At 64.5% G+C, this 20810-nt stretch carries 17 protein-coding genes; 6 read left to right on the plus strand and 11 right to left on the minus strand.

Annotated features, from left to right (window positions below; all coding sequences use genetic code 11):
* Positions 1-34 precede the first annotated feature (34 nt).
* From IVA92_RS18275 to IVA92_RS18285, 3 genes are all read left to right on the plus strand, one after another.
* Positions 35-1276, plus strand: coding sequence for a divergent polysaccharide deacetylase family protein (locus tag IVA92_RS18275; RefSeq protein WP_247281225.1), 1242 nt, complete (start codon positions 35-37; stop codon positions 1274-1276).
* Between the two features lie 80 nt (positions 1277-1356).
* Positions 1357-1863, plus strand: coding sequence for an RNA pyrophosphohydrolase (locus IVA92_RS18280; RefSeq protein WP_247281226.1), 507 nt, complete (start codon positions 1357-1359; stop codon positions 1861-1863).
* 64 nt (positions 1864-1927) lie between these two features.
* Complete coding sequence (locus tag IVA92_RS18285; RefSeq protein WP_247281227.1) at positions 1928-2425, plus strand: RNA pyrophosphohydrolase; 498 nt, start codon at positions 1928-1930, stop codon at positions 2423-2425.
* Positions 2426-2740: 315 nt separating this feature from the next.
* On the opposite strand, the gene IVA92_RS18290 is transcribed toward IVA92_RS18285, so the two are convergent.
* The 5 genes from IVA92_RS18290 to IVA92_RS18310 all read right to left on the minus strand — a co-directional run bounded on the left by IVA92_RS18290 (position 2741) and on the right by IVA92_RS18310 (position 7898).
* Complete coding sequence (locus IVA92_RS18290; protein ID WP_247281228.1) at positions 2741-3148, minus strand: F0F1 ATP synthase subunit epsilon; 408 nt, start codon at positions 3146-3148, stop codon at positions 2741-2743.
* Between the two features lie 112 nt (positions 3149-3260).
* Positions 3261-4703, minus strand: coding sequence for a F0F1 ATP synthase subunit beta (gene atpD / locus IVA92_RS18295; protein ID WP_247281229.1), 1443 nt, complete (start codon positions 4701-4703; stop codon positions 3261-3263).
* A gap of 52 nt (positions 4704-4755) precedes the next feature.
* On the minus strand, positions 4756-5631 hold the full coding sequence (locus IVA92_RS18300) for a F0F1 ATP synthase subunit gamma (RefSeq protein ID WP_247281230.1): 876 nt from the start codon (positions 5629-5631) through the stop codon (positions 4756-4758).
* Positions 5632-5808: 177 nt separating this feature from the next.
* Positions 5809-7338, minus strand: a complete 1530-nt coding sequence (gene atpA, locus IVA92_RS18305) for a F0F1 ATP synthase subunit alpha (protein ID WP_247281231.1) — start codon at positions 7336-7338, stop codon at positions 5809-5811.
* The gene (locus tag IVA92_RS18310) at positions 7338-7898 is read right to left on the minus strand and encodes a F0F1 ATP synthase subunit delta (RefSeq protein ID WP_247281232.1); all 561 of its coding nucleotides are present in this window, start codon (positions 7896-7898) and stop codon (positions 7338-7340) included. Before IVA92_RS18310 ends, atpA begins: the two co-directional genes overlap by 1 nt.
* A gap of 637 nt (positions 7899-8535) precedes the next feature.
* On the opposite strand from IVA92_RS18310, the gene IVA92_RS18315 reads away from it, so the two are divergent.
* On the plus strand, positions 8536-9042 hold the full coding sequence (locus IVA92_RS18315; protein ID WP_247281233.1) for a septal ring lytic transglycosylase RlpA family protein: 507 nt from the start codon (positions 8536-8538) through the stop codon (positions 9040-9042).
* Between the two features lie 265 nt (positions 9043-9307).
* On the opposite strand, the gene IVA92_RS18320 is transcribed toward IVA92_RS18315, so the two are convergent.
* Entirely contained in the window at positions 9308-11518 is a 2211-nt protein-coding gene (locus IVA92_RS18320; RefSeq protein ID WP_247281234.1) for a primosomal protein N', read from the minus strand.
* A 124-nt stretch (positions 11519-11642) separates the two neighbouring features.
* On the opposite strand from IVA92_RS18320, the gene IVA92_RS18325 reads away from it, so the two are divergent.
* Complete coding sequence (locus tag IVA92_RS18325; protein ID WP_247281235.1) at positions 11643-12608, plus strand: tyrosine recombinase XerC; 966 nt, start codon at positions 11643-11645, stop codon at positions 12606-12608.
* An 83-nt stretch (positions 12609-12691) separates the two neighbouring features.
* Positions 12692-13282, plus strand: a complete 591-nt coding sequence (locus tag IVA92_RS18330) for a DUF4337 domain-containing protein (RefSeq protein WP_247281236.1) — start codon at positions 12692-12694, stop codon at positions 13280-13282.
* 258 nt (positions 13283-13540) lie between these two features.
* On the opposite strand, the gene IVA92_RS18335 is transcribed toward IVA92_RS18330, so the two are convergent.
* The 5 genes from IVA92_RS18335 to IVA92_RS18355 form a co-directional block, all read right to left on the minus strand.
* A complete protein-coding gene (locus IVA92_RS18335; protein WP_247281237.1) occupies positions 13541-14071 on the minus strand; it encodes a hypothetical protein in 531 nt (176 codons plus the stop codon).
* Positions 14072-14105: 34 nt separating this feature from the next.
* Entirely contained in the window at positions 14106-15506 is a 1401-nt protein-coding gene (gene lpdA / locus IVA92_RS18340; RefSeq protein WP_247281238.1) for a dihydrolipoyl dehydrogenase, read from the minus strand.
* Positions 15507-15553: 47 nt separating this feature from the next.
* Positions 15554-16303, minus strand: a complete 750-nt coding sequence (locus IVA92_RS18345; protein WP_247281239.1) for an SDR family oxidoreductase — start codon at positions 16301-16303, stop codon at positions 15554-15556.
* A gap of 64 nt (positions 16304-16367) precedes the next feature.
* A complete protein-coding gene (odhB, locus tag IVA92_RS18350; RefSeq protein WP_247281240.1) occupies positions 16368-17612 on the minus strand; it encodes a 2-oxoglutarate dehydrogenase complex dihydrolipoyllysine-residue succinyltransferase in 1245 nt (414 codons plus the stop codon).
* Positions 17613-17789: 177 nt separating this feature from the next.
* Positions 17790-20747 carry a 2-oxoglutarate dehydrogenase E1 component gene (locus IVA92_RS18355; RefSeq protein WP_247281241.1) on the minus strand — a complete coding sequence of 986 codons (2958 nt, stop codon included), beginning with the start codon at positions 20745-20747 and terminating at the stop codon, positions 17790-17792.
* Positions 20748-20810 lie beyond the last annotated feature (63 nt).

Here is a 20810-nt window from a genome sequence, read left to right on the forward strand (position 1 = left end):
TGGTATCGTCGTTGCGAGTGATTCGGGATCGCGCATGACTGAAACGGCCGATGATCTGAGCGCCCCGCTCGGACAGGACAAGCCGCGCCGGAAACGCCGGCTGCGGCTGCCGTTTACGGCCATGCAGCTGCTTGCCGTCCTGCTTCTCCTGTTCCTGGTCACCTTTGCCGGCTTCGCCATCTTCAACAAGGATCCGCTCGGCGGCGAGCCGATGATGCGGATCGCGATCCGCGAGCCCAAGACAACGGACACAACAACGGACAAGACAGCGGACAAGGCTACCGAAGAGAAGCCGGCCGCCGCCGGCCACGGTCAGGACAGCAGGACCAAGGAGACGCCGAAGCAGGCCGCTCCCAGTGAGCAGAAGACCGTCACCATGATCGACGGCTCCACCGGCGCACGCCATGACGTCGTGATCGGCGCTGGCGAGGCCACCGACAAGGGCGGGGCGGCTTCGGCACCGCCGCCTGTTATGGCCGGGATCGAACCAAAACTGCTGGAGAAGTCGCGCTACGGCATGATCCCGGTGGTCGCCGGGGACTTGAAGCCGTTCAACGTCTACGCGGCCGATGCCGACCGCGCCAAGGCCGCAAAGATGCCGGTGGTCGCCATCGTGATCGGCGGCCTGGGGGTCGGCGCCGCCAAGACCACCGATGCGATCATGAAGCTGCCGCCTGCGGTGACGCTGGCCTTCACACCCTATGGGTCCGACCCTGGCAAGCTTGCTGAGCGGGCCCGCGCCCAGCGCCACGAGGTCTTCCTCCAGATCCCGATGGAGCCCTATGACTTCCCCGACAACGATCCCGGGCCGCAAACATTGCTGACCTCGCTCAGCACCGATCAGAACATGGACCGCCTGTACTGGCACCTGAGCCGGATGCAAGGCTATGCCGGCCTCACCAATTTCATGGGCGCTCGCTTCATCGCGACCGAGCCGGCGATGCAGCCGATCATCCGCGAAGCGGCCAAGCGCGGGCTCGGCTTCTTCGACGACGGCTCCTCACCCCGCAGTATCGCGTCCCAGGCCGCGGCCAACCAAGCGATGCCGTTCGGGAAGGGCGACATCGCGATCGACGTGGTGCCGACGCCGACCGAGATCGACCGCGCCCTGAACAAGCTCGAAGCGACGGCGCGCGAGCGCGGCGCCGCTGTCGGCACTGCCTCGGCCCTGCCCGTCTCGATCGAGCGCATCGGCGTCTGGACCAAGACATTGGGCGACCGGGGTATCCTTTTGGTGCCATTGACAACCGCGATGCTGAAATCAAAATCCAGCTAAATCAACGAATTGGTACGGCACGGGTGCCCGGCGGGCCGCATCAGGTCCTACCGACAACAGCATGCGAGGGGTCTGGCGGAATGGCGCGTTACGAGGATCTGCCCTACCGGACCTGCGTCGGTGTGATGCTGATCAACACGAAGGGGCTGGTGTTCATCGGCCGCCGCGCCGGCGGCATCGAGCATGTCGACGACGCCCATGTCTGGCAGATGCCGCAGGGCGGCGTCGATCCCGGCGAGGACACCTGGGAAGCCGCCAAGCGCGAGCTCTATGAAGAGACCAGCGTGCGCTCGGTCGAGCGGCTCGGTGAGGTGCCGGACTGGCTCACCTACGACATTCCGCGCACGGTGGCCGGGCGCACCTGGAAGGGCCGCTACCGCGGCCAGCGCCAAAAATGGTTCGCGGTGCGCTTCACCGGCAAGGATAGCGAGATCAATGTCGAAAAGCCCGGCGGTGGCGGCCACAAGGCCGAGTTCGTGAGCTGGCGCTGGGAGCCGATGAAGAACCTCCCGGGCTTGATCATCCCGTTCAAGCGTCCGGTCTATGAACGCGTGGTGATGGAATTTTCCGCGCTGGCGGATCAATAATTCGAGTTGCCGTTCCAGGTTCGGTGCTAATCCATCGCGCGGAGTGACAGCGAAAGATGCACGCGTGACGGAAAAGCCCTACCGCCCCAATGTGGGCATCGCCCTGTTCAACGCCAATGGCCGCGTGCTGATCGGCCACCGCTTCAAGGGCGACGGGCCCGAGATCATCCTGCCGGGACTCGACTGGCAGATGCCGCAGGGCGGCGTCGATGAGGGCGAGAATCTGCGCGATGCGGCGATGCGCGAGCTCTGGGAGGAGACCAACGTCGTCAGCGCCGACTATCTCGGCGAGACCGACTGGTTCACCTACGAATTCCCACCTTACGACGGACCGCAGACGCACCGGCTGGCGAAATTCCGTGGCCAGCGCCAAAAATGGTTCGCGCTGCGCTTCACCGGGCGTGACGACGAGATCGATCCGCTGACGCCGCGGAACGGCCAGCCGGCGGAATTCGACGCCTGGCGCTGGGAGCGCCTCGACCGCGTCGCCGACCTCGTGGTCCCGTTCCGCCGCGACGTCTACCGCGCCGTGGCACGGCAGTTTGCGGGGTTCGGAAACTAAAACTGCGAAAACAACCCCATGCACAGTAGCCGAGCACCTTCGGCGCGATGCACTGTGGTTAGTGTGAAGCCTTTGAAGTGTCGGGTAGAATCGGCAGCAAAGCGCAATCGAATGGTGAAGGTGCCGACATCGGCGCCATCGCCGCGTGGCACTCGGCGGCGTCATCGGTGCCTTCGCGATTTGCGTCGGCATTGGGCCAGCTAAACTAGGCGCGCACGGCGCGGTGCAGCAAAGCTTCAGCGCCCGCCACGGTGTGACGAGCGCTGAATCTGTTCACGAATTCTAGGCTTGAGCCCCGGAGCAGTGCCCCGGGGCTTAGTGCATAGCCGTGGAGTTGAGCTGGTGCTGGATGCTCTTGAAGTGGTCCAGCCGCTCGATGGCGTGATCGAGCTCGCTGCCTTCGTGCTCCTTCAGATTCTCTTCCATCTCCGCGATCGTCTCGGCGAACTGCGCACGATCGAGCTCGGCCAGCGACGTCGCGACGTCGGCGAGCACAGTCAGGCCCCTTTCAGAGACTTCGGCAAGGCCGCCGAGCACGATGACCTTCTCGTGCCTGCCGCCCGTGGTCACGGTGAGAATGCCGGGGCGGATCGCAGCGACGACCGGCGCATGTCCCGCCAGCACGCCGAAGTCACCCTCGACGCCGGGGATGTCGACCTGGTCGACCTCGCCCGAGAAGGCGAGCTTTTCCGGAGAGACGAGATCGAAGTGAAAGGTGGCCATGAGCTATCCGTTTTTTCCGCTTGTCACCCGCGGGCTTGGCCCGCGGGTCCATCCATCAAAACGCTCTCGATGGATCGCCGGGTCAAGCCCGGCGATGACGAGATGAGAATGCTTAAGCCGCTTCAGCGGCGAGCTTCTTGCCCTTCTCGACGGCTTCTTCGATGGTGCCGACCATGTAGAAGGCAGCTTCCGGCAGGTGGTCGTACTTGCCTTCCACCAGGCCCTTGAAGCCCTTGATGGTGTCGGCGAGGTCGACGAACTTGCCCGGCGAACCCGTGAAGATTTCGGCGACGTGGAACGGCTGCGACAGGAAGCGCTCGATCTTGCGGGCACGGGCCACCGTCAGCTTGTCCTCTTCCGAGAGCTCGTCCATGCCGAGAATGGCGATGATGTCCTGCAGCGACTTGTAGCGCTGGAGCACCTGCTGGACCTGGCGCGCGGTGTCGTAGTGCTCCTGACCGACGACGAGCGGCGAGAGCATGCGCGAGGTCGAGTCGAGCGGGTCGACCGCGGGGTAGATGCCCTTTTCCGAGATCGCGCGCGACAGCACGGTGGTGGCGTCCAAATGCGCGAACGAGGTCGCCGGCGCCGGGTCGGTCAAGTCATCGGCCGGCACGTAGATGGCCTGCACCGAGGTGATCGAGCCCTTCTGCGTGGTGGTGATGCGCTCCTGCAGCGCGCCCATATCGGTGGCGAGCGTCGGCTGATAACCCACCGCCGAAGGAATACGGCCGAGCAGCGCCGACACTTCCGAGCCGGCTTGCGTGAAGCGGAAGATGTTGTCGACGAAGAACAGCACGTCCTGGCCCTGGTCGCGGAAGTGCTCGGCGACAGTCAGACCGGTGAGGCCGACGCGGGCGCGGGCGCCCGGCGGCTCGTTCATCTGGCCGAACACCAGCGCGCATTTCGACTTCACGCTCGGATCCGGATTGTGCGGATCGGCGTTGACCTTGGATTCGATGAACTCGTGATAGAGGTCGTTGCCCTCGCGGGTCCGCTCGCCGACGCCGGCGAACACGGAGTAACCGCCGTGCGCCTTGGCGACGTTGTTGATCAGCTCTTGAATCAGCACGGTCTTGCCGACGCCGGCGCCGCCGAACAGGCCGATCTTGCCGCCCTTCGCATACGGGGCCAAGAGATCGACGACCTTGATGCCGGTGACGAGAATTTCAGCTTCGGTCGACTGATCGGTGTAGGTTGGCGCTTCCTGGTGGATGGCGCGCTTGCCTTCCGACTGGATCGGGCCGGCTTCGTCGATCGGCTCGCCGATCACGTTCATGATGCGCCCGAGCGTGCCGGCGCCCACCGGAACCGCGATCGGCTGGCCGGTGTCGGTCACTTCCTGGCCGCGCACCAGACCTTCGGTCACGTCCATCGCGATCGTGCGCACGGTGGACTCGCCGAGATGCTGCGCAACTTCGAGTACCAGACGGATATTGCCGTTCTTGGTTTCCAGCGAATTGAGAATGGCCGGGAGGTGGCCTTCGAACTGAACGTCGACGACGGCGCCCATGACCTGGGTGACGCGACCGACCGGGTTAGCTGCTGTAGCCATGAAGCTCTCCTTCGAAATTCTGTACTTGAACGACCGTCGTTTAATTGGTGCGTCAGAGCGCCTCGGCGCCGGAGATGATCTCGATCAGCTCCTTGGTGATCTGGGCTTGACGGGTTCGGTTGTAGATCTGGGTTTGCTTGCGGATCATTTCACCGGCGTTGCGGGTGGCGTTGTCCATCGAACTCATCTGCGCGCCGTAGAACGAGGCATTGTTTTCGAGCAGCGCGCGGAAGATCTGCACCGCGATATTGCGCGGCAATAGGCGGGAGAGGAGTTCGTCCTCCTCCGGCTCGTATTCATAGGATGTCGCCGGCGCGTTCGCCGCCTTTTCTTCCACGGTCAGCGGAATGATCTGCTGGGCGGTCGGGATCTGCGCGATCACCGAACGGAAGCGCGCGTAGAACAGCGTGCAGACGTCGAACTCGCCGTTGTCGAAACGCGCCAGAACCTTCTTGGCGATGTCCTCGGCATTGATGAAGCCGAGCTGGCGGACGCTGCGCAGATCCATGTGCTCGACGATCTGCTTGTCGAACAGGCGGCGGAGCTGCTCATAGCCCTTGCGGCCGACGCAGAAGAATTTCACTTCCTTGCCTTGCGCGATCAACGCCTGCGCGCGCTCGCGCGCCAGGCGCACGATCGAGGAGTTGAAGGCGCCGGACAGGCCGCGCTCGCCGGTGCAGACGAGCAGCAGGTGAACCTGGTCCTTGCCGGTGCCGGCCAGCAATGCCGGCGCGCCGGGCGAGCCCGCGGCGGCGCTGGCGATATTGGCGATCACCGCGCTCATCTTGTCGGCATAGGGCCGCGCCGCTTCGGCCGCTTGCTGGGCGCGGCGCAATCTCGACGCCGCGACCATCTGCATGGCCTTGGTGATCTTTTGCGTCGCCTTGGTGGAGGCGATGCGGACGCGCATGTCTTTAAGTGACGCCATTCTTCGTTCACCCCGGCGGTTCGACCCTTACGATCAAGCCGCTAGCCTATCCCAATCGTCATGCCCGGGCTTGTCCCGGGGCATCCACGTCTTCATAACCCACGCGAAGGCGTGGATTGGCCGGGACTTTAGATGCGAAGACGCGCTTCGCGCCTTAGCCCGGCCCTGACGGCCTTCTTATGCGAAAGACTTCGCGTAGCCCTCGACCACCGACTTCAGCTTGGCAGCGGTGTCGTCGGAGAGATCGCGGCTGTCGCGGATCACGTTGAGGATGTCGACGTGCTTGCCGCGCAGCAGCGAGAGCAGGCCGTCCTCGAACGCGCGCACCTTGTTGAGCGGCAGCGGATCGAGGTAACCGTTGGTGCCGGCCCAGATCACGCAGACCTGCTCTTCCATCTTCAGCGGCGAGAACTGCGGCTGCTTCAGGAGCTCGGTGAGACGCGAGCCGCGGTTGAGCAGGCGCTGGGTCGAGGCGTCGAGGTCGGAGCCGAACTGCGCGAACGCCGCCATTTCGCGGTACTGCGCGAGCTCGCCCTTGATCTTGCCGGCGACCTTCTTGGTGGCCTTGGTCTGAGCCGAGGAGCCGACGCGCGACACCGACAGACCGACGTTCACCGCAGGACGGATGCCCTGGAAGAACAGATCGGTTTCCAGGAAGATCTGGCCGTCAGTGATTGAGATGACGTTGGTGGGAATGTAGGCCGACACGTCGTTGGCCTGGGTTTCGATGACCGGCAGCGCGGTCAGCGAGCCCGAGCCCTGGTCCTTGTTCAGCTTCGCCGCGCGCTCGAGCAGGCGGGAGTGCAGATAGAACACGTCACCCGGATAGGCTTCGCGGCCCGGCGGGCGGCGCAGCAGCAGCGACATCTGGCGGTAGGCGACGGCCTGCTTGGACAGATCGTCATAGATGATGACCGCGTGCATGCCGTTGTCGCGGAAGTACTCGCCCATGGTGCAGCCGGTGAACGGCGCGATGTACTGCATCGGTGCCGGATCCGAGGCGGTGGCGGCGACGACGATCGAGTATTCGAGCGCGCCCTGCTCTTCCAGCACCTTCACGAACTGGGCAACGGTCGAACGCTTCTGGCCGACCGCGACGTAGACGCAGTACAGCTTGATGTTCTCGTCCGGCTGCGCATTGAGCGGCTTCTGGTTCAGGATGGTGTCGAGCGCGATCGCGGTCTTGCCGGTCTGGCGGTCGCCGATGATCAGCTCGCGCTGGCCGCGGCCGATCGGGATCAGCGCGTCGATCGCCTTGAGGCCGGTCGCCATCGGTTCGTTCACCGACTTGCGCGGAATGATGCCGGGCGCCTTGACGTCGACACGCATGCGCTTGTCGGCCTGGATCGGGCCCTTGCCGTCGATGGGATTGCCGAGCGCGTCGACGACGCGACCGAGCAGGCCCTTGCCGACCGGCGCGTCCACGATGGCGCGGGTGCGCTTGACGGTCTGGCCTTCCTTGATCTCGCGGTCGGCACCGAAAATAACGACACCAACGTTGTCGGTCTCCAGATTCAGCGCCATGCCGCGGGTGCCGTTCTCGAACTCGACCATTTCACCGGCCTGGACGTTGTCCAGACCGTAGACGCGGGCGATACCGTCGCCGACGGACAGCACCTGTCCGACTTCGGAGACTTCAGCTTCCTGGCCGAAATTCTTGATCTGGTCCTTGAGGATCGCGGAAATTTCCGCGGCGCGGATGTCCATCAGCCTGCCTCTTTCATCGCGTGCTTGATCGAATTGAGTTTGGTGCGAAGCGAACTATCAACCATGCGGCTGCCCAGCTTGACGACAAGGCCACCGATGATCGAGGGATCGACTTTCACGTTCAGCGCGACGTCCTTGCCGGTCACCGACTTCAGGGCAACCTTGAGGGCGTCGAGATTCTTGCCCGAGAGCGTTTCCGCGACGGTGACATCGGCCGTCGTCTCGCCCTTGAACTTGGCGACGAGGGCGCGGTAGGCGCGGATGACGTCCGACACCGTGAACAGGCGGCGGTTGGCGGTCAGCACCTTCAGGAAATTGGCGGAGATGCCGGCGATGCCGGCCTTGGTCAGGACGGCCGACAAGGCCCTGGACTGGGTGTCAGCCGCGAACACCGGGCTGCGGACGAGGCGATTGAGATCGGCGCTCTCGGTCAGCAGGGCCTCGAATTTCTCAAGATCGGCTTTGACTTCGTCGACCACTTTCTGGTCGCGGGCCAGTTCGAACAAGGCCGTTGCATAACGGCCGGACACACCGGAAACGGACGTATCTTCTGCAGCCACAGACGCGCTCTTTTTGCTGTCAAACTCGCAAGGGAAAAACCGTCGCCACGAAGCGGCGCCTAGCGATCCAAGCCCTTGGAATTCAAGCGGGACTTCGATTTTTCGAACAGCACGGGAGGTGCCGGGCTCGTTAAAATCGCGGCTTTGCTAACATAGCAGGCGCGCAGGTGCAACATGACGCCAAATTAAAGGCATGAGGATCTGTCGCCAGTTCGTCGCACGCCACGATGGCGTGACGATGAGCTCCCGCATCACGGAATTGCCGTGAGCCTCGCGGCGGCTCGGCACCCATTCGTTCCTGCCCTTAGCGCATACCGGCCATGAACACGGATCGCTAAGGCGTGAATCCCGCCGCGTCAGTTCCATGAGCCGAATACTTACCCAATTCTAAACGCTGGCGGAAATGACTTCATTTTACAGTATTCCCAAGTAATCGATTAGTTAATGAATTGATAAAACAAAGGATTGCGGAACATCGACCGAATATCGGCACAGGTAACAAGATGTTTCATGACGACACAGAGCGGATTTACTGCCCAATTCACGCCGCATTGCGAAAGGAAACGCCATACCGCTCACAAACTGATGGGGGCTCCACTAGCCACATATGTGGCAATACTAGCTTAGGGACCACTAAATGCTGTCTTTGAAGACGCTGGGCTTTGCGACCCGGCCGCGCACGGCGATCGCTTTTGTTGCCGCAACTCTCTTCATCGGTGGAACTGCCACCGAGGCTTCCGCCAAATCCAGACATCACCGGCATCACCATCATCATCACCGCCACCACGCCCAGAACGATACCAACGCGAGCTCCGATTGGCGCAACGCCAATGCGTCGATGACGCCGTCGTCGGGCACGGGCCGCAGCTTCTCCGGCATCGCCTCCTATTATGGCAACGAATCCGGCAGCAAGACTGCTTCGGGCCAGCGCTTCAACCAGAACGCCATGACCGCCGCGCACCGTTCGCTGCCGTTCGGCACCAAGCTGCGCGTCACCCATGGCGGGCAGAGCGTCATCGTCACCATCAATGACCGCGGCCCGTTCATTCGCGGCCGCGTGCTCGACCTCTCCACCGGCGCTGCCCGCGCCATCGGCCTGACCGGCGCCGGCGTCGGCCGCGTCACCGCGGAAGTCGTCTCCTAACGCGCGAACCAGCGCCTCATCTCAGCCGCGCAGTTTTCATCAGTTTGATGCGCGCGTGAAGCAAGCCCGCGGTCTTGGGGGACCGCGGGCTTTTTTGTTGGCGTCGCCGTCATTCTGGGGCGCGCAACGAGGGTGGAGGCGCGCACCCCTCCCGCGCCGTCATTGCGAGCGCAGCGAAGCAATCCAGAAAATTTTCTGCGGGAAGACTCTGGATTGCTTCGTCGCTTCGCTCCTCGCAACGACGTGGAAAGAGTGCGCACAGCGCCTACAAAAAGCTCTGCGGATCGACGTCGACCTCGAGCTTGAGATTGCCCGTCGGCTTCGGGCACACGGCGAGCCAGTTCCGCAGATAATCCGACAGATCGAAGCCGCGCGCCGATTTCACCAGGATGCGGAAGCGGTAGCGGCCCTTGATGACCGCGAGCGGTGCTTCCGCCGGCCCCAGCACCACCACGCGCTCGTCTCGTGGCGCCAGCGCCACCAGGCAGCGGCCAAAGCCTTCCGCGCTCGGCCGGTCGCCTGCCGAGATGATCAGGCTGGCGAGCCGGCCGAACGGCGGATAGAGCGTCTTCTCGCGCAGGTCGATCTCGCTGTCGTAAAAGGCCTCGCGGTCGCAGGCGATCAGCGCCTTCATCACGGGATGATCGGGCTGGTGGGTCTGGAGATAGCCGACGCCGCGGCCCTGCTCGCGTCCGGCGCGGCCTATCACCTGGTTGAGCAATTGCCAGGTGCGCTCTGCCGCGCGCGGGTCGCCGTTGGAGAGGCCGAGATCCGCATCGACCACGCCGACCAGATTGAGCCGCGGGAAATTGTGCCCCTTCGCGACGAGCTGCGTGCCGATGATGATGTCGACACGACCCTCCGCGATCTCGGCAAGCTCGCTGCGCATCGTCTCGATCGAGGTGATGAGATCGCTCGACAGCACCATGGTGCGCGCGTCCGGGAACAGCGCGGCCGCCTCCTCCTGCAAGCGCTCGACACCTGGGCCGACGGCGACCAGCGATTCCTCCGCAGAGCAGTTCGGGCAGACGTGCGGGCGCGGCATCGAGAAACCGCAGTGATGACAGACGAGGCGCTGACGAAAGCGGTGATCGACCAGCCAGGCATCGCAGATGGTGCAGGCGAAGCGATGGCCGCAGGCACGGCACAGCGTCAGCGGCGCATAGCCGCGGCGATTGAGGAACAAGAGAGCCTGCTCGCGCCGCTCGATCGCGATCTTGATCTCGCCCGCAAGCCGGGGCGAGATGAAGCGGCCGCGCGCCGGCGGCTCGCGGCGGAGATCGATCGCCTCGATATGCGGCATGTGCTGGCCGCCGAAGCGCGAGGGCAGCGCGATGCGCTGATAGCGGTTCTTGCGCGCATTGACCTCGGACTCGACCGAGGGCGTCGCGGAGGCCAGCACGACCGGTATTTTGGCGATATGCGCGCGCACCACCGCCATGTCGCGGGCGTGGTAATGCACGCCATCGTCCTGCTTGTAGGCCTGGTCGTGCTCTTCGTCGACGACGATGAGGCCGAGATTGGCATAAGGCAGGAACAGCGCCGAGCGCGCGCCGACCACGACCGGCGCGCTGCCCGCGGAGATCGCCGCCCAATTGCGCGCACGGGTGCGCGGCGTCAGCTCCGAATGCCACTCCAGCGGCCGAACGCCGAAGCGCTGCGCGAAGCGGTCGAGGAATTGGCCAGTGAGCGCAATCTCCGGCATCAGGATCAGCGACTGTTTTCCGCGACGAATGGCTTCCGCCACGGCTTCGAAATAAACCTCGGTCTTGCCCGAGCCGGTGACGCCGTCGAGCAGCGCGACGTGGAAGGTGCCGTTGGCCGCGAGCGCGCGCATCGTATCGACCGCCGCGCGTTGGAGCGGTGTGAAATCCGGCCGGCCAAAATCCGGATCGGGTGCCGGCGGCGGCGGAGGCGGCGGCATCGGTTCGACCGTGAGCGTGCCTTCGTCGACGAGGCCGTCGATCACGCCGGCCGAGACGCCCGCTTCCTTGGCGGCCTCGGACTTGCCGTGCAGCAGCCGGTCCGACAGCACCGCAATCAGGCGCTGCCGCGCCGGCGTCAGGCGCTTCGGCGGATCGCCAACCAGCCGCACGCCGGCGCGCATCCGTTCAGGGCCGAGATTTTCGCCCATGCGCAGGCACATGCGCAGCACCATGCCGCGCGGGCTCAGCGTGTAATTGGCGACCCAATCGACGACCGCGCGCAGCTCGCCCTTCAAAGGCGGGATGTCGAGCTTCTCGCTGACGTCCTTGAGACGGTTATGCAGGCGCGGATCGGGATTGGCGTTTTCGGCCCAGACCACGGCCAGTACCTCGCGCGCCCCGAGCGGCACGCCGACGAGATCGCCGGCCTTCAGCTCCATCCCGCGCGGCACCTTGTAGGAATAGGTCTGGTCGAGCGCGACCGGCACCAGCACGTCGACCATGCGGGTCGCAGTGGCGGGGGCGGACGTGCTGCGCGACGAATGATCCATGAGCTGGCTTGGAGGGAGAATCGGAACCTTAGGACGCCTCAAGGCTAGCGCCCTGGGGCGGCCTTAGCGAACGATAAACGGGTGTGATGCGATATACTGTGCGGAATCACCACGTCCAGAGTGCATGAGCAAAGCGGCCGCCCCATCCATCGAACTCGCCAGCGCCGATCCCTCGGTCGCGCAAGAGATGGCGCGCTGGCTGTCGCATCTCGGCGCCGAACGGCGGCTGTCGCCGAAGACGCTGGAGGCCTATGGCCGCGACTTGCGGCAATGCCTGGATTTCCTCTGCTCCCATTGGGGCGAGCGCGTCACGCTTGAGCGCTTCGCCGCGCTGGAAGCCACTGATGTGCGCGCCTTCATGGCGATGCGCAGGGCCGACGATATTGCCGGTCGCTCGCTGATGCGCGCGCTCGCAGGCCTGCGCTCGTTCGGCCGCTTCCTCGAGCGCGAAGGCAAGGGCAAGGTCGGCGCGCTCTCCGCGATCCGCGCGCCGAAAGTCGCAAAAAGCCTGCCAAAGCCGCTGCCGATGGCGTCGGCCAAACGGCTTGCCGATGCCGACGAGCGCGCCGGCGAGGAACGCGAGACCTGGATTCTGGCGCGCGATGCTGCGGTGATGGCGCTGCTGTATGGCTCGGGCCTGCGCATCTCCGAAGCGCTCGGCCTGAAGCGTCGCGAGGTGCCGCGACCGGGCGAGGGCGACGTGCTCGTCGTCACCGGCAAAGGCAACAAGACCCGCATGGTGCCGGTGCTGCAAAACGTGCTCGCGCTGGTGCAGGAATACGTTGCGATGTGCCCGTATCCGCTGCCCCCCGAGGGCCCGATCTTCGTCGGCGCGCGCGGCGGGCCCTTGAGCCCCCGCATCATCCAGCTCGCGATGGAGCGGCTGCGCGGCGCGCTCGGCCTGCCCGACAGCGCCACCCCGCACGCGCTCCGCCATTCCTTCGCCACGCATCTGCTCTCGCGCGGCGGCGATCTGCGCGCGATTCAGGAATTGCTCGGCCATTCCTCGCTCTCGACCACACAGGTGTATACCGGCATCGATTCCGAGCGGCTGCTCGAAGTCTATGCCAGCGCGCATCCGCGGCGCTGACACACTGACGTCATAACGTGCTTGCCTCTTGCGCGGCGCACGCGGTTCGGTCAATCGTGGGGAACCGAGGCAGGAGGGACATCATGAGCGCACATGAAAGCATGGAGCATGCCGAGCACGCTGAACACGCGTCCGGCTCGAACAAGAAGATCGCGCTCCTGATCGCGGTTCTGGCGCTGTTCCTGGCGATCTCGGAAACGCTGGGCAAGGGCGCCCAGACCGAATCGATCAGCAAGAACGTCGAGGCTGCCAATCTCTGGGCGTTCTTCCAGGCCAAGAGCATCCGCCGCACCGTGGTGGTGACCGCGGCAGAACAGGGCAAGCTGACGCTGGGCGGCACGACCGACGAGGCCATGAAGGCGACGGTGCAGAAACAGGTCGACGACTGGACCAAGACCGCGCAGCGCTACCGCTCCGAGCCCGAGACCGGCGAGGGCACCGAGCAGCTCGCCGAGAAGGCCAAGCATGCCGAGCACGATCGCGACGAGGCGACCGCGAAGTACCATCACTTCGAGCTGGCCTCGGCCGCCTTCCAGATCGGCATCGTGCTGGCCTCGGCCACCATCATCACCGGCATGTTCGCGCTCGCCTATGTCAGTGGCGTGCTGACGATTGCCGGTCTGATCATGACCGCGCTCGGCCTGTGGTGGCCGCATCTATTGCATTTGCATTGAGGGCGGCGCGTGACGATGGCGCAGCGAATCCGTCGCCACACATTCCGCTGTCATGCCCCGGCTTGCCGCCTTGGCTAAAGCTCCGGCCGGCCGAGTACCCTTGTGGCCCCGGCGTAGCCTTGGCGGAGACGGGACCGGGCCATCCAGTACGCCGCGACGTCTCGGTTCAATCACCGACGTCTCTGGATACTGGATTGCCCGCCTTCGCGGGCAATGACAGTGAGTCTGTGGAGATGGCACCGAATATGAGGCGAGCAGCTATCGCGCTTCGTGCACGCTTTTGCGGAAGCGCTGGATCAGGCGGAGAGTGCGGGAGGACCATCCCTCGCCGTTGCCGGCGATCAGCTCGCGGATGCGCCGCTTGACCGGGTCGACCAGCGCGGCGGCCTTGGCGCGCACCTTCAACACCAGTTCGTAGAGCCGCTCGAACCAGTGCATCTCCAACAGTTTGGGGCGCGTCACGTCGAACACGAAGGCGGTGACGCCGAGGCCGAGCATCTTCGCGAAGACGATGGTGAACACCGCGCTCGTCCAGTATTCGTGCGCGAGCAGCCACAGGCCGACCAGCTTGAGCGGAAACAGCGGGATGATCGGGACCGCAAACACGATCAGCGTCATGGCCGGCGATAGCGCATCGACGCGCTCCGTCAGCCATTGCTTGAAGCGCGCGAGCGGGATCGCCGCGACGACTTTTGCAACGATCGGCTCGAGATGGTCCCACAGCCAGGCTTCGATCAGGAAGACGATCGCAAGCAGGACCCAGACCGGTTGAAGAAGGCGGCGCAGCATGTGTTGTCCCGCCCGATTCGGCTCGGGCCTTGGACTACATATGGATGGCCCGCTTGCCGACCGCAAGCGCGGCTTCCTTGACCGCTTCCGAGCGGGTCGGGTGGGCGTGGCAGGTGCGGGCGAGATCCTCCGCACTGCCACCAAACTCCATGAGAACGCACGCTTCATGGATCATTTCGCCGGCTTCGCGGCCGATAATGTGCACGCCGAGCACGCGATCGGTCTTCGCATCTGCGAGAATCTTCACAAAGCCGTCAGTGGTCTGGTTGACCTTGGAGCGACCGTTGGCGGTAAAGGGAAACTTGCCGACGGTATAGGCGACGCCGGCCTGCTTCAGTTCCTCCTCGGTCTTGCCGACGGAGGATACTTCCGGCGTGGTATACACGACGCCCGGAATGACTTCGTAGTTCACGTGGCCGGCCTGGCCCGCAATGATCTCTGCAACCGCAACGCCTTCATCCTCGGCCTTGTGCGCGAGCATCGGGCCTGCAACCACGTCGCCGATGGCGTACACGCCCCTCAGGCTGGTGGCGAAGTGCGGATCGATCTGGACGCGGCCGCGTGCGTCGAGCGCGACACCGGCTTCCTTCAGGCCGAGCCCGTCAGTGTAGGGCGTGCGGCCGATGCAGACCAGAACGACATCGGCCTCGATGGTCTCGGCGGCACCGCCGGCGGCCGGCTCGATTTTCGCGAGCAATGCCTTGCTGTTGGCTTCGACGCCGGTGACCTTCGAACCCAGCTTGAATGCAAATCCCTGCTTTTCAAGGATCCGCTGGAATTGCCGTGCGACCTCGCCGTCCATGCCGGGCAGAATGCGATCGAGGAATTCGACCACCATGACTTCGGATCCGAGCCGGCGCCACACAGAGCCAAGTTCGAGCCCGATCACGCCCGCACCAATAACCAGCAATCTGCCGGGCACCTTGTCCAGCGACAGCGCGCCGGTCGAGGACACGATGCGCTTCTCGTCGATCTCGATGCCCTTGAGACGCGCGATGTCCGAGCCGGTGGCGATCACGATGTTTTTGGTCTCGACTGTCTGCGACTTGCCGTCGGCGGAGACTTCGACCTTGCCGGTCCCCAAAATCTTGCCGGTGCCCTGGAGCACGTCGATCTTGTTCTTCTTCATCAGGAACTCGACGCCCTTGACGTTGCCGTCGATGCCCTGCTGCTTGAAGTTCATCATCGCCGGCAAATCGAGCTTCGGCGCGGAAACGCTCACGCCCATTTTCGCGAAGGAATGGCCGGCTTCCTCGAACATCTCGGACGCGTGCAGCAGCGCCTTGGAGGGCATGCAGCCGACATTGAGGCAGGTGCCGCCGAGGGTAGCGTTCTTTTCGACCACGGCGACTTTCATGCCGAGCTGGGCTGCACGCACCGCGCAGACATATCCGCCCGGTCCGGTGCCGATGACGACGAGATCGTAGGTAGCCATGAGAGAAAGTCCCGTAGGTTTAGCGTGATGAGCGTGATGAGAATGTGTCAGCGCCCGCCGGACACATCGAGAATGGCGGAGGTGACGTAGGAGGCCTCGTCCGAGATCAGCCAGACGATGGCGTTGGCGATTTCCTCGGCGGTGCCGACGCGCTTCATCGGCACCAGATGGGCCAGGCGATGGGCGCGGTCGGGCTCGCCGCCGGCGGCGTGGATTTCGGTGTCGATCAGGCCGGGGCGGATCGCGGCGACGCGGATGCCTTCGCCTGCGACCTCATAGCCGAGGCCGACGGTGAAGGAATCGACCGCGCCCTTGGACGCGGCGTAATCGACGTAGGTGTTGGGTGCTCCGAGCTTTGCCGCGACGGATGACAGGTTGACGATGACACCGCCCTTGCCGCCGTGCCTGGTCGACATCCGCTTCACCGCCTCGCGCGCGCAGAGAATGGAGCCGGTGACGTTCACGGCCATCACGCGCTGGATGCGTTCGGCCGACATCTCGTCGACGCGCACGCCGCTCTTGCCGACGATGCCGCCATTGTTGACGAGCGCGCCGAGCGTGCCGAACTTGTCGGCTTGCTTGAACAGTTCGAGGATATCGCTTTCCTCCGCGACATCGCATTTCACGGCGATGGCACTGCCGTTACCAGCCTCGATCTGCGCGACCACCTCGTCCGCGGCAATCTTGTTGCTGGCATAGCCGACCACGACGCGGAAGCCGCGCGCGGCCGCCGCAAGCGCGGTCGCCCGCCCGATGCCGCGGCTGCCGCCGGTAATGACAACGACCTTATCCGTCATGCGCGCCTCCATGGTTCGACACGCGCCGCCGCGAATGGCGACGGCGCTCGCAGAGCAACGGGAATCAGAGATCGAGCACCAGGCGTGCCGGATCTTCCAGGCTCTCCTTGACGCGGACCAGGAAGGTCACGGCTTCCTTGCCGTCGATGACGCGGTGATCGTAGGACAGCGCCAGATACATCATCGGGCGGACCTCGATCTTGCCGCCGACGACCATCGGCCGCTCCTGGATCTTGTGCATGCCCAAAATGCCGGACTGCGGCGCGTTCAGGATCGGGGTCGACATCAGCGAGCCGTAGATGCCGCCATTGGTGATGGTGAAGGTGCCGCCCTGCATCTCGTCGATCTTGAGCTGGCCGTCGCGGGCACGGCGGCCGAAATCGGCGATGCTCTTCTCGATGTCGGAGATCGACTTGTGGTCGCAGTCGCGCACCACGGGCACGACGAGACCCTTGTCGGTGCCGACGGCGACGCCGACGTGGTAGTAGTTCTTGTAGATCAGGTCGGTGCCGTCGATCTCGGCGTTGACGGCGGGAATGTCCTTCAGCGCCTGCACGACGGCCTTAGTGAAGAAGCCCATGAAGCCGAGCTTGGCGCCATGCTTCTTCTCGAACGCATCCTTGTAATGGGCACGCAGCGCCATGACGTTGGTCATGTCGACCTCGTTGAAGGTCGTGAGCATGGCGGCGGTGTTTTGCACGTCCTTGAGGCGGCGCGCGATGGTCTGGCGCAGGCGGGTCATCTTGACGCGCTCTTCGCGGGCGGCGTCATCGGCCGGCGACGGCGCGCGCACCTGCACGGCGGCGGCGGGTTGGTTGACCGGGGTCGGCGCGGACGCCGCACGCTCGATCGCGGCGAGCATGTCGCCCTTGGTGACGCGGCCGTCCTTGCCGGAGCCCGGAACGGTCGAGGCATCGATGCCGGTCTCGGCCGACAGCTTGCGCACCGAGGGGGCGAGCGGCGCATCGGCCGGCGGCGCTTTCGCGGCCGAGGCTGCTGCAGGAGCGGCGGCAGCGGCCGCAGGAGCAGCAGCGGCGGGCTTCGCGGCAGCAGCGGCCGGCTTTGCAGCACCTGCGCCTTCCGTGATCTGACCGAGCAGCGCACCGACTGCAACGGTCGCGCCATCGGCGGCGATGATCTCGCTCAGCGTGCCGGCGGAGGGCGCCGGGACCTCGATGGTGACCTTGTCGGTCTCGAGCTCCACCAAGGGCTCGTCCACGGCGACGGGGTCGCCGGCCTTCTTGAACCAGCGGCCGATGGTGGCCTCGGTGACGGATTCGCCGAGCGTCGGCACACGAATTTCAGTCATGGTCTTTTCCTTAAGGAGATCGCCAATGCGGTCATAAGTGCGGATGTCATCGCCTGCGAAAAGCAAGCCAGCCAGCAAACCGGGCGTGCGTATGCTGCACGGACGACACGGCGTACTGGATGCCCCACCCCAGTACGCAGTCGCGCACGAGGCGGGGCATGACACAGTTCAAAAAGTTCAGCTCAGTGCTTCGTCCAGGAACGCCTTCAGCTGCGCCTGATGCTTGGACATCAGACCCGTGGCGGTCGCGGCCGAGGCGGCACGACCGACATAACGCGGACGCCGGCTCGCGCCGTTCACCTGGTTCAGCACCCATTCCAGATAGGGCTCGATGAAGTGCCAGGCTCCCATGTTGCGGGGCTCTTCCTGGCACCAGATCACTTCGGCCTTCTTGAAGCGAGACAGCTCGGCCACCAGCGCCTTCAGCGGCACCGGATAGAGCTGCTCGACGCGCATCAGATAGATGTCGTCGATTCCGCGTTTCTCGCGCTCCTCATAGAGGTCGTAATAGACCTTGCCGGAGCAGAGCACGATGCGGCGGATCTTGTCGTCAGGGACGAGCTTGATCGCCTCGTTCGGCAGCATCTGGGCGTCATCATAGAGGATGCGGTGGAAAGTCGTGCCCTTCGCCAGCTCCTCGAGACGCGACACCGCCCGCTTGTGGCGCAGCAGCGATTTCGGCGTCATCATGATCAGCGGCTTGCGGATCTCGCGGTGGAGCTGACGCCGCAGCACGTGGAAGTAGTTCGCCGGCGTGGTCGGATAGACCACCTGCATGTTGTCTTCGGCGCACATCTGCAAATAACGCTCGAGACGTGCCGAGGAGTGCTCCGGTCCCTGGCCCTCATAGCCATGCGGCAAGAGGCAGACGAGACCGGACATGCGCAGCCATTTGCGCTCGCCCGAGGAGATGAACTGGTCGAACACGACCTGCGCGCCGTTGGCGAAGTCGCCGAACTGGGCTTCCCACAGCGTCAGCGTGTTCGGCTCCGCGAGCGAATAGCCGTATTCGAAGCCGAGCACGGCCTCTTCAGACAGCAGCGAGTTGATGACCTCGTAATGGCCCTGCTCGGTGCCCAGATGGTTGAACGGCGTGTAGCGGCTCTCGTCTTCCTGGTCGATCAGGACGGAGTGACGCTGCGAGAACGTGCCGCGCTCGGAATCCTGTCCGGACAGGCGGACGTGATGGTGTTCGTGAAGCAGCGTGCAGAACGCCAGCGCCTCGCCGGTCGCCCAGTCGATGCCGACGCCGTTCTCGATCGCCCTGGCGCGATTTTCCAGAAAACGCTGAATGGTGCGGTGGACCCGGAAGCCGTCCGGCACCTTGGTGATCTTCCGGCCGATGTCTTTGAGGATTGGCAGGTCGACGCCGGTGACGCCGCGGCGCGCATCCTCTTCCTGGTCGGCGATCTTGAAGCCCGCCCATTTGCCGTCGAGCCAGTCGGCCTTGTTCGGCTTGTAGGACGTGCCGGCCTCGAACTCGGCATCGAGCCGGGCGCGCCAGTCGGCCTTGGCCTTGTCGACCTCGCCCTCGGTGATCACGCCTTCGCTGATCAGACGCCGCGAGTAGAGCTCCAGCGTCGAGGGATGGGCGGCAATCCTCTTGTACATCACCGGCTGGGTGAAGGCCGGCTCGTCGCCCTCGTTATGGCCATGCCTGCGGTAGCAGAACATGTCGATAACGACGGGCTTGTGGAATTTCTGCCGGAACTCGGTAGCAACCTTGGCCGCGAACACGACCGCTTCCGGATCGTCGCCGTTCACGTGGAAGATCGGCGCATCGATCATCTTCGCCACGTCTGACGGGTAGGGCGACGAGCGCGAGTAACGCGGATAGGTGGTGAAGCCGATCTGGTTGTTGACGATGAAGTGCACGGAGCCGCCGGTGCGGTAGCCCTTCAGGTCCGACAGACCGAAGCATTCGGCAACGACACCTTGGCCAGCGAACGCCGCGTCGCCGTGCATCAGCAGCGGCATGACGGAGATGCGCATATCCGGCGGATCGCCGTGCTGGTCCTGCTTGGCGCGGACCTTGCCGAGCACGACGGGATCGACGATCTCGAGATGCGAGGGGTTCGCCGTCAGCGACAGGTGGATGCGGTTGCCGTCGAACTCGCGGTCCGAGGAGGCGCCGAGGTGATACTTGACGTCCCCGGAGCCTTCGACTGCATCGGGATTGGCCGAGCCGCCCTTGAATTCGTGGAACAGTGCACGGTGCGGCTTGCCCATCACCTGGGTCAGCACGTTGAGGCGGCCGCGATGCGGCATGCCCAGCACGATCTCCTTCACGCCGAGATTGCCGCCACGCTTGATGATCTGCTCCAGCGCGGGAATCAGCGATTCACCGCCGTCGAGGCCGAAGCGCTTGGTGCCGGTGAACTTGGTGTCGCAGAATTTCTCGAAGCCTTCGGCTTCGATCAGTTTCATCAGGATGGCGCGGCGACCTTCGCGGGTGAACGAGATCTCCTTGTCCGGCCCCTCGATGCGCTCCTGGATCCAGGCCTTCTGCGCGGCATTGCTGATGTGCATGAACTCGACGCCGAGGGTCTGGCAGTAGGTGCGCTCGCAGATCGCGGTGATCTCGCGCAGCGTGCCGTATTCGAGACCGAGCACGTGATCGAGGAAGATCTTGCGGTCGAAATCGGCTTCGCTGAAGCCGTAGGTGCGCGGGTCGAGCTCTTCGCGATTGCGCGGGGCTTCGATGCCGAGCGGATCGAGCTTGGCATGGAAGTGGCCGCGCATGCGGTAGGAGCGGATCAGCATCAGGGCGCGGACGGAGTCGCGCGTGGCCTGGAGCAGGTCGGCGGAAGATAGGCCGCCCCCCTTGGCCTGCGCCTTGGCGGCGATCTTGTTGCCGACCGATTTCTCGACCTCGGCCCAGTTGCCGTCGAGAGCGGAGGTCAGCTCGTCTTGCGGGGTCAGCGGCCAGTTGGCGCGCTCCCAGGAAGGACCTTCGGCGTTCTTGCTGATGTCGCCGGGCTGGTCATTCAGGCTCTTGAAGAACTCCTGCCACTCGGGGTCGACCGAGGACGGATCCTTCTGGTAGCGGGCGTAGATTTCGTCGATGTAGGTGGCGTTGGTGCCCTGCAAAAAGGATGAGAGGGCAAAGGCTGCGTTCGCGTCCTGGCGAGACATACTGGAGTTCCTGGCGATTTCGGTTCGCGCATAACAAACGGCGCTGGCGCCGAGCTCCCGGCA

This window comes from Bradyrhizobium sp. 154 (assembly GCF_023073875.1).
In the GTDB taxonomy this organism is placed as follows: domain Bacteria; phylum Pseudomonadota; class Alphaproteobacteria; order Rhizobiales; family Xanthobacteraceae; genus Bradyrhizobium.

Bases quoted from the DNA above. Each gene is read 5' to 3' on its own strand.
- odhB (WP_247281240.1), bottom strand. From the start codon at position 17,612: ATGACTGAAATTCGTGTGCCGACGCTCGGCGAATCCGTCACCGAGGCC.
- IVA92_RS18335 (WP_247281237.1), bottom strand. From the start codon at position 14,071: ATGCTGCGCCGCCTTCTTCAACCGGTCTGGGTCCTGCTTGCGATCGTC.
- IVA92_RS18330 (WP_247281236.1), top strand. From the start codon at position 12,692: ATGAGCGCACATGAAAGCATGGAGCATGCCGAGCACGCTGAACACGCG.
- IVA92_RS18320 (WP_247281234.1), bottom strand. From the start codon at position 11,518: ATGGATCATTCGTCGCGCAGCACGTCCGCCCCCGCCACTGCGACCCGC.
- IVA92_RS18300 (WP_247281230.1), bottom strand. From the start codon at position 5,631: ATGGCGTCACTTAAAGACATGCGCGTCCGCATCGCCTCCACCAAGGCG.
- IVA92_RS18315 (WP_247281233.1), top strand. From the start codon at position 8,536: ATGCTGTCTTTGAAGACGCTGGGCTTTGCGACCCGGCCGCGCACGGCG.
- atpA (WP_247281231.1), bottom strand. From the start codon at position 7,338: ATGGACATCCGCGCCGCGGAAATTTCCGCGATCCTCAAGGACCAGATC.
- lpdA (WP_247281238.1), bottom strand. From the start codon at position 15,506: ATGGCTACCTACGATCTCGTCGTCATCGGCACCGGACCGGGCGGATAT.
- IVA92_RS18345 (WP_247281239.1), bottom strand. From the start codon at position 16,303: ATGACGGATAAGGTCGTTGTCATTACCGGCGGCAGCCGCGGCATCGGG.
- IVA92_RS18275 (WP_247281225.1), top strand. From the start codon at position 35: ATGACTGAAACGGCCGATGATCTGAGCGCCCCGCTCGGACAGGACAAG.
- IVA92_RS18325 (WP_247281235.1), top strand. From the start codon at position 11,643: ATGAGCAAAGCGGCCGCCCCATCCATCGAACTCGCCAGCGCCGATCCC.
- IVA92_RS18355 (WP_247281241.1), bottom strand. From the start codon at position 20,747: ATGTCTCGCCAGGACGCGAACGCAGCCTTTGCCCTCTCATCCTTTTTG.
- IVA92_RS18280 (WP_247281226.1), top strand. From the start codon at position 1,357: ATGGCGCGTTACGAGGATCTGCCCTACCGGACCTGCGTCGGTGTGATG.
- IVA92_RS18290 (WP_247281228.1), bottom strand. From the start codon at position 3,148: ATGGCCACCTTTCACTTCGATCTCGTCTCTCCGGAAAAGCTCGCCTTC.
- atpD (WP_247281229.1), bottom strand. From the start codon at position 4,703: ATGGCTACAGCAGCTAACCCGGTCGGTCGCGTCACCCAGGTCATGGGC.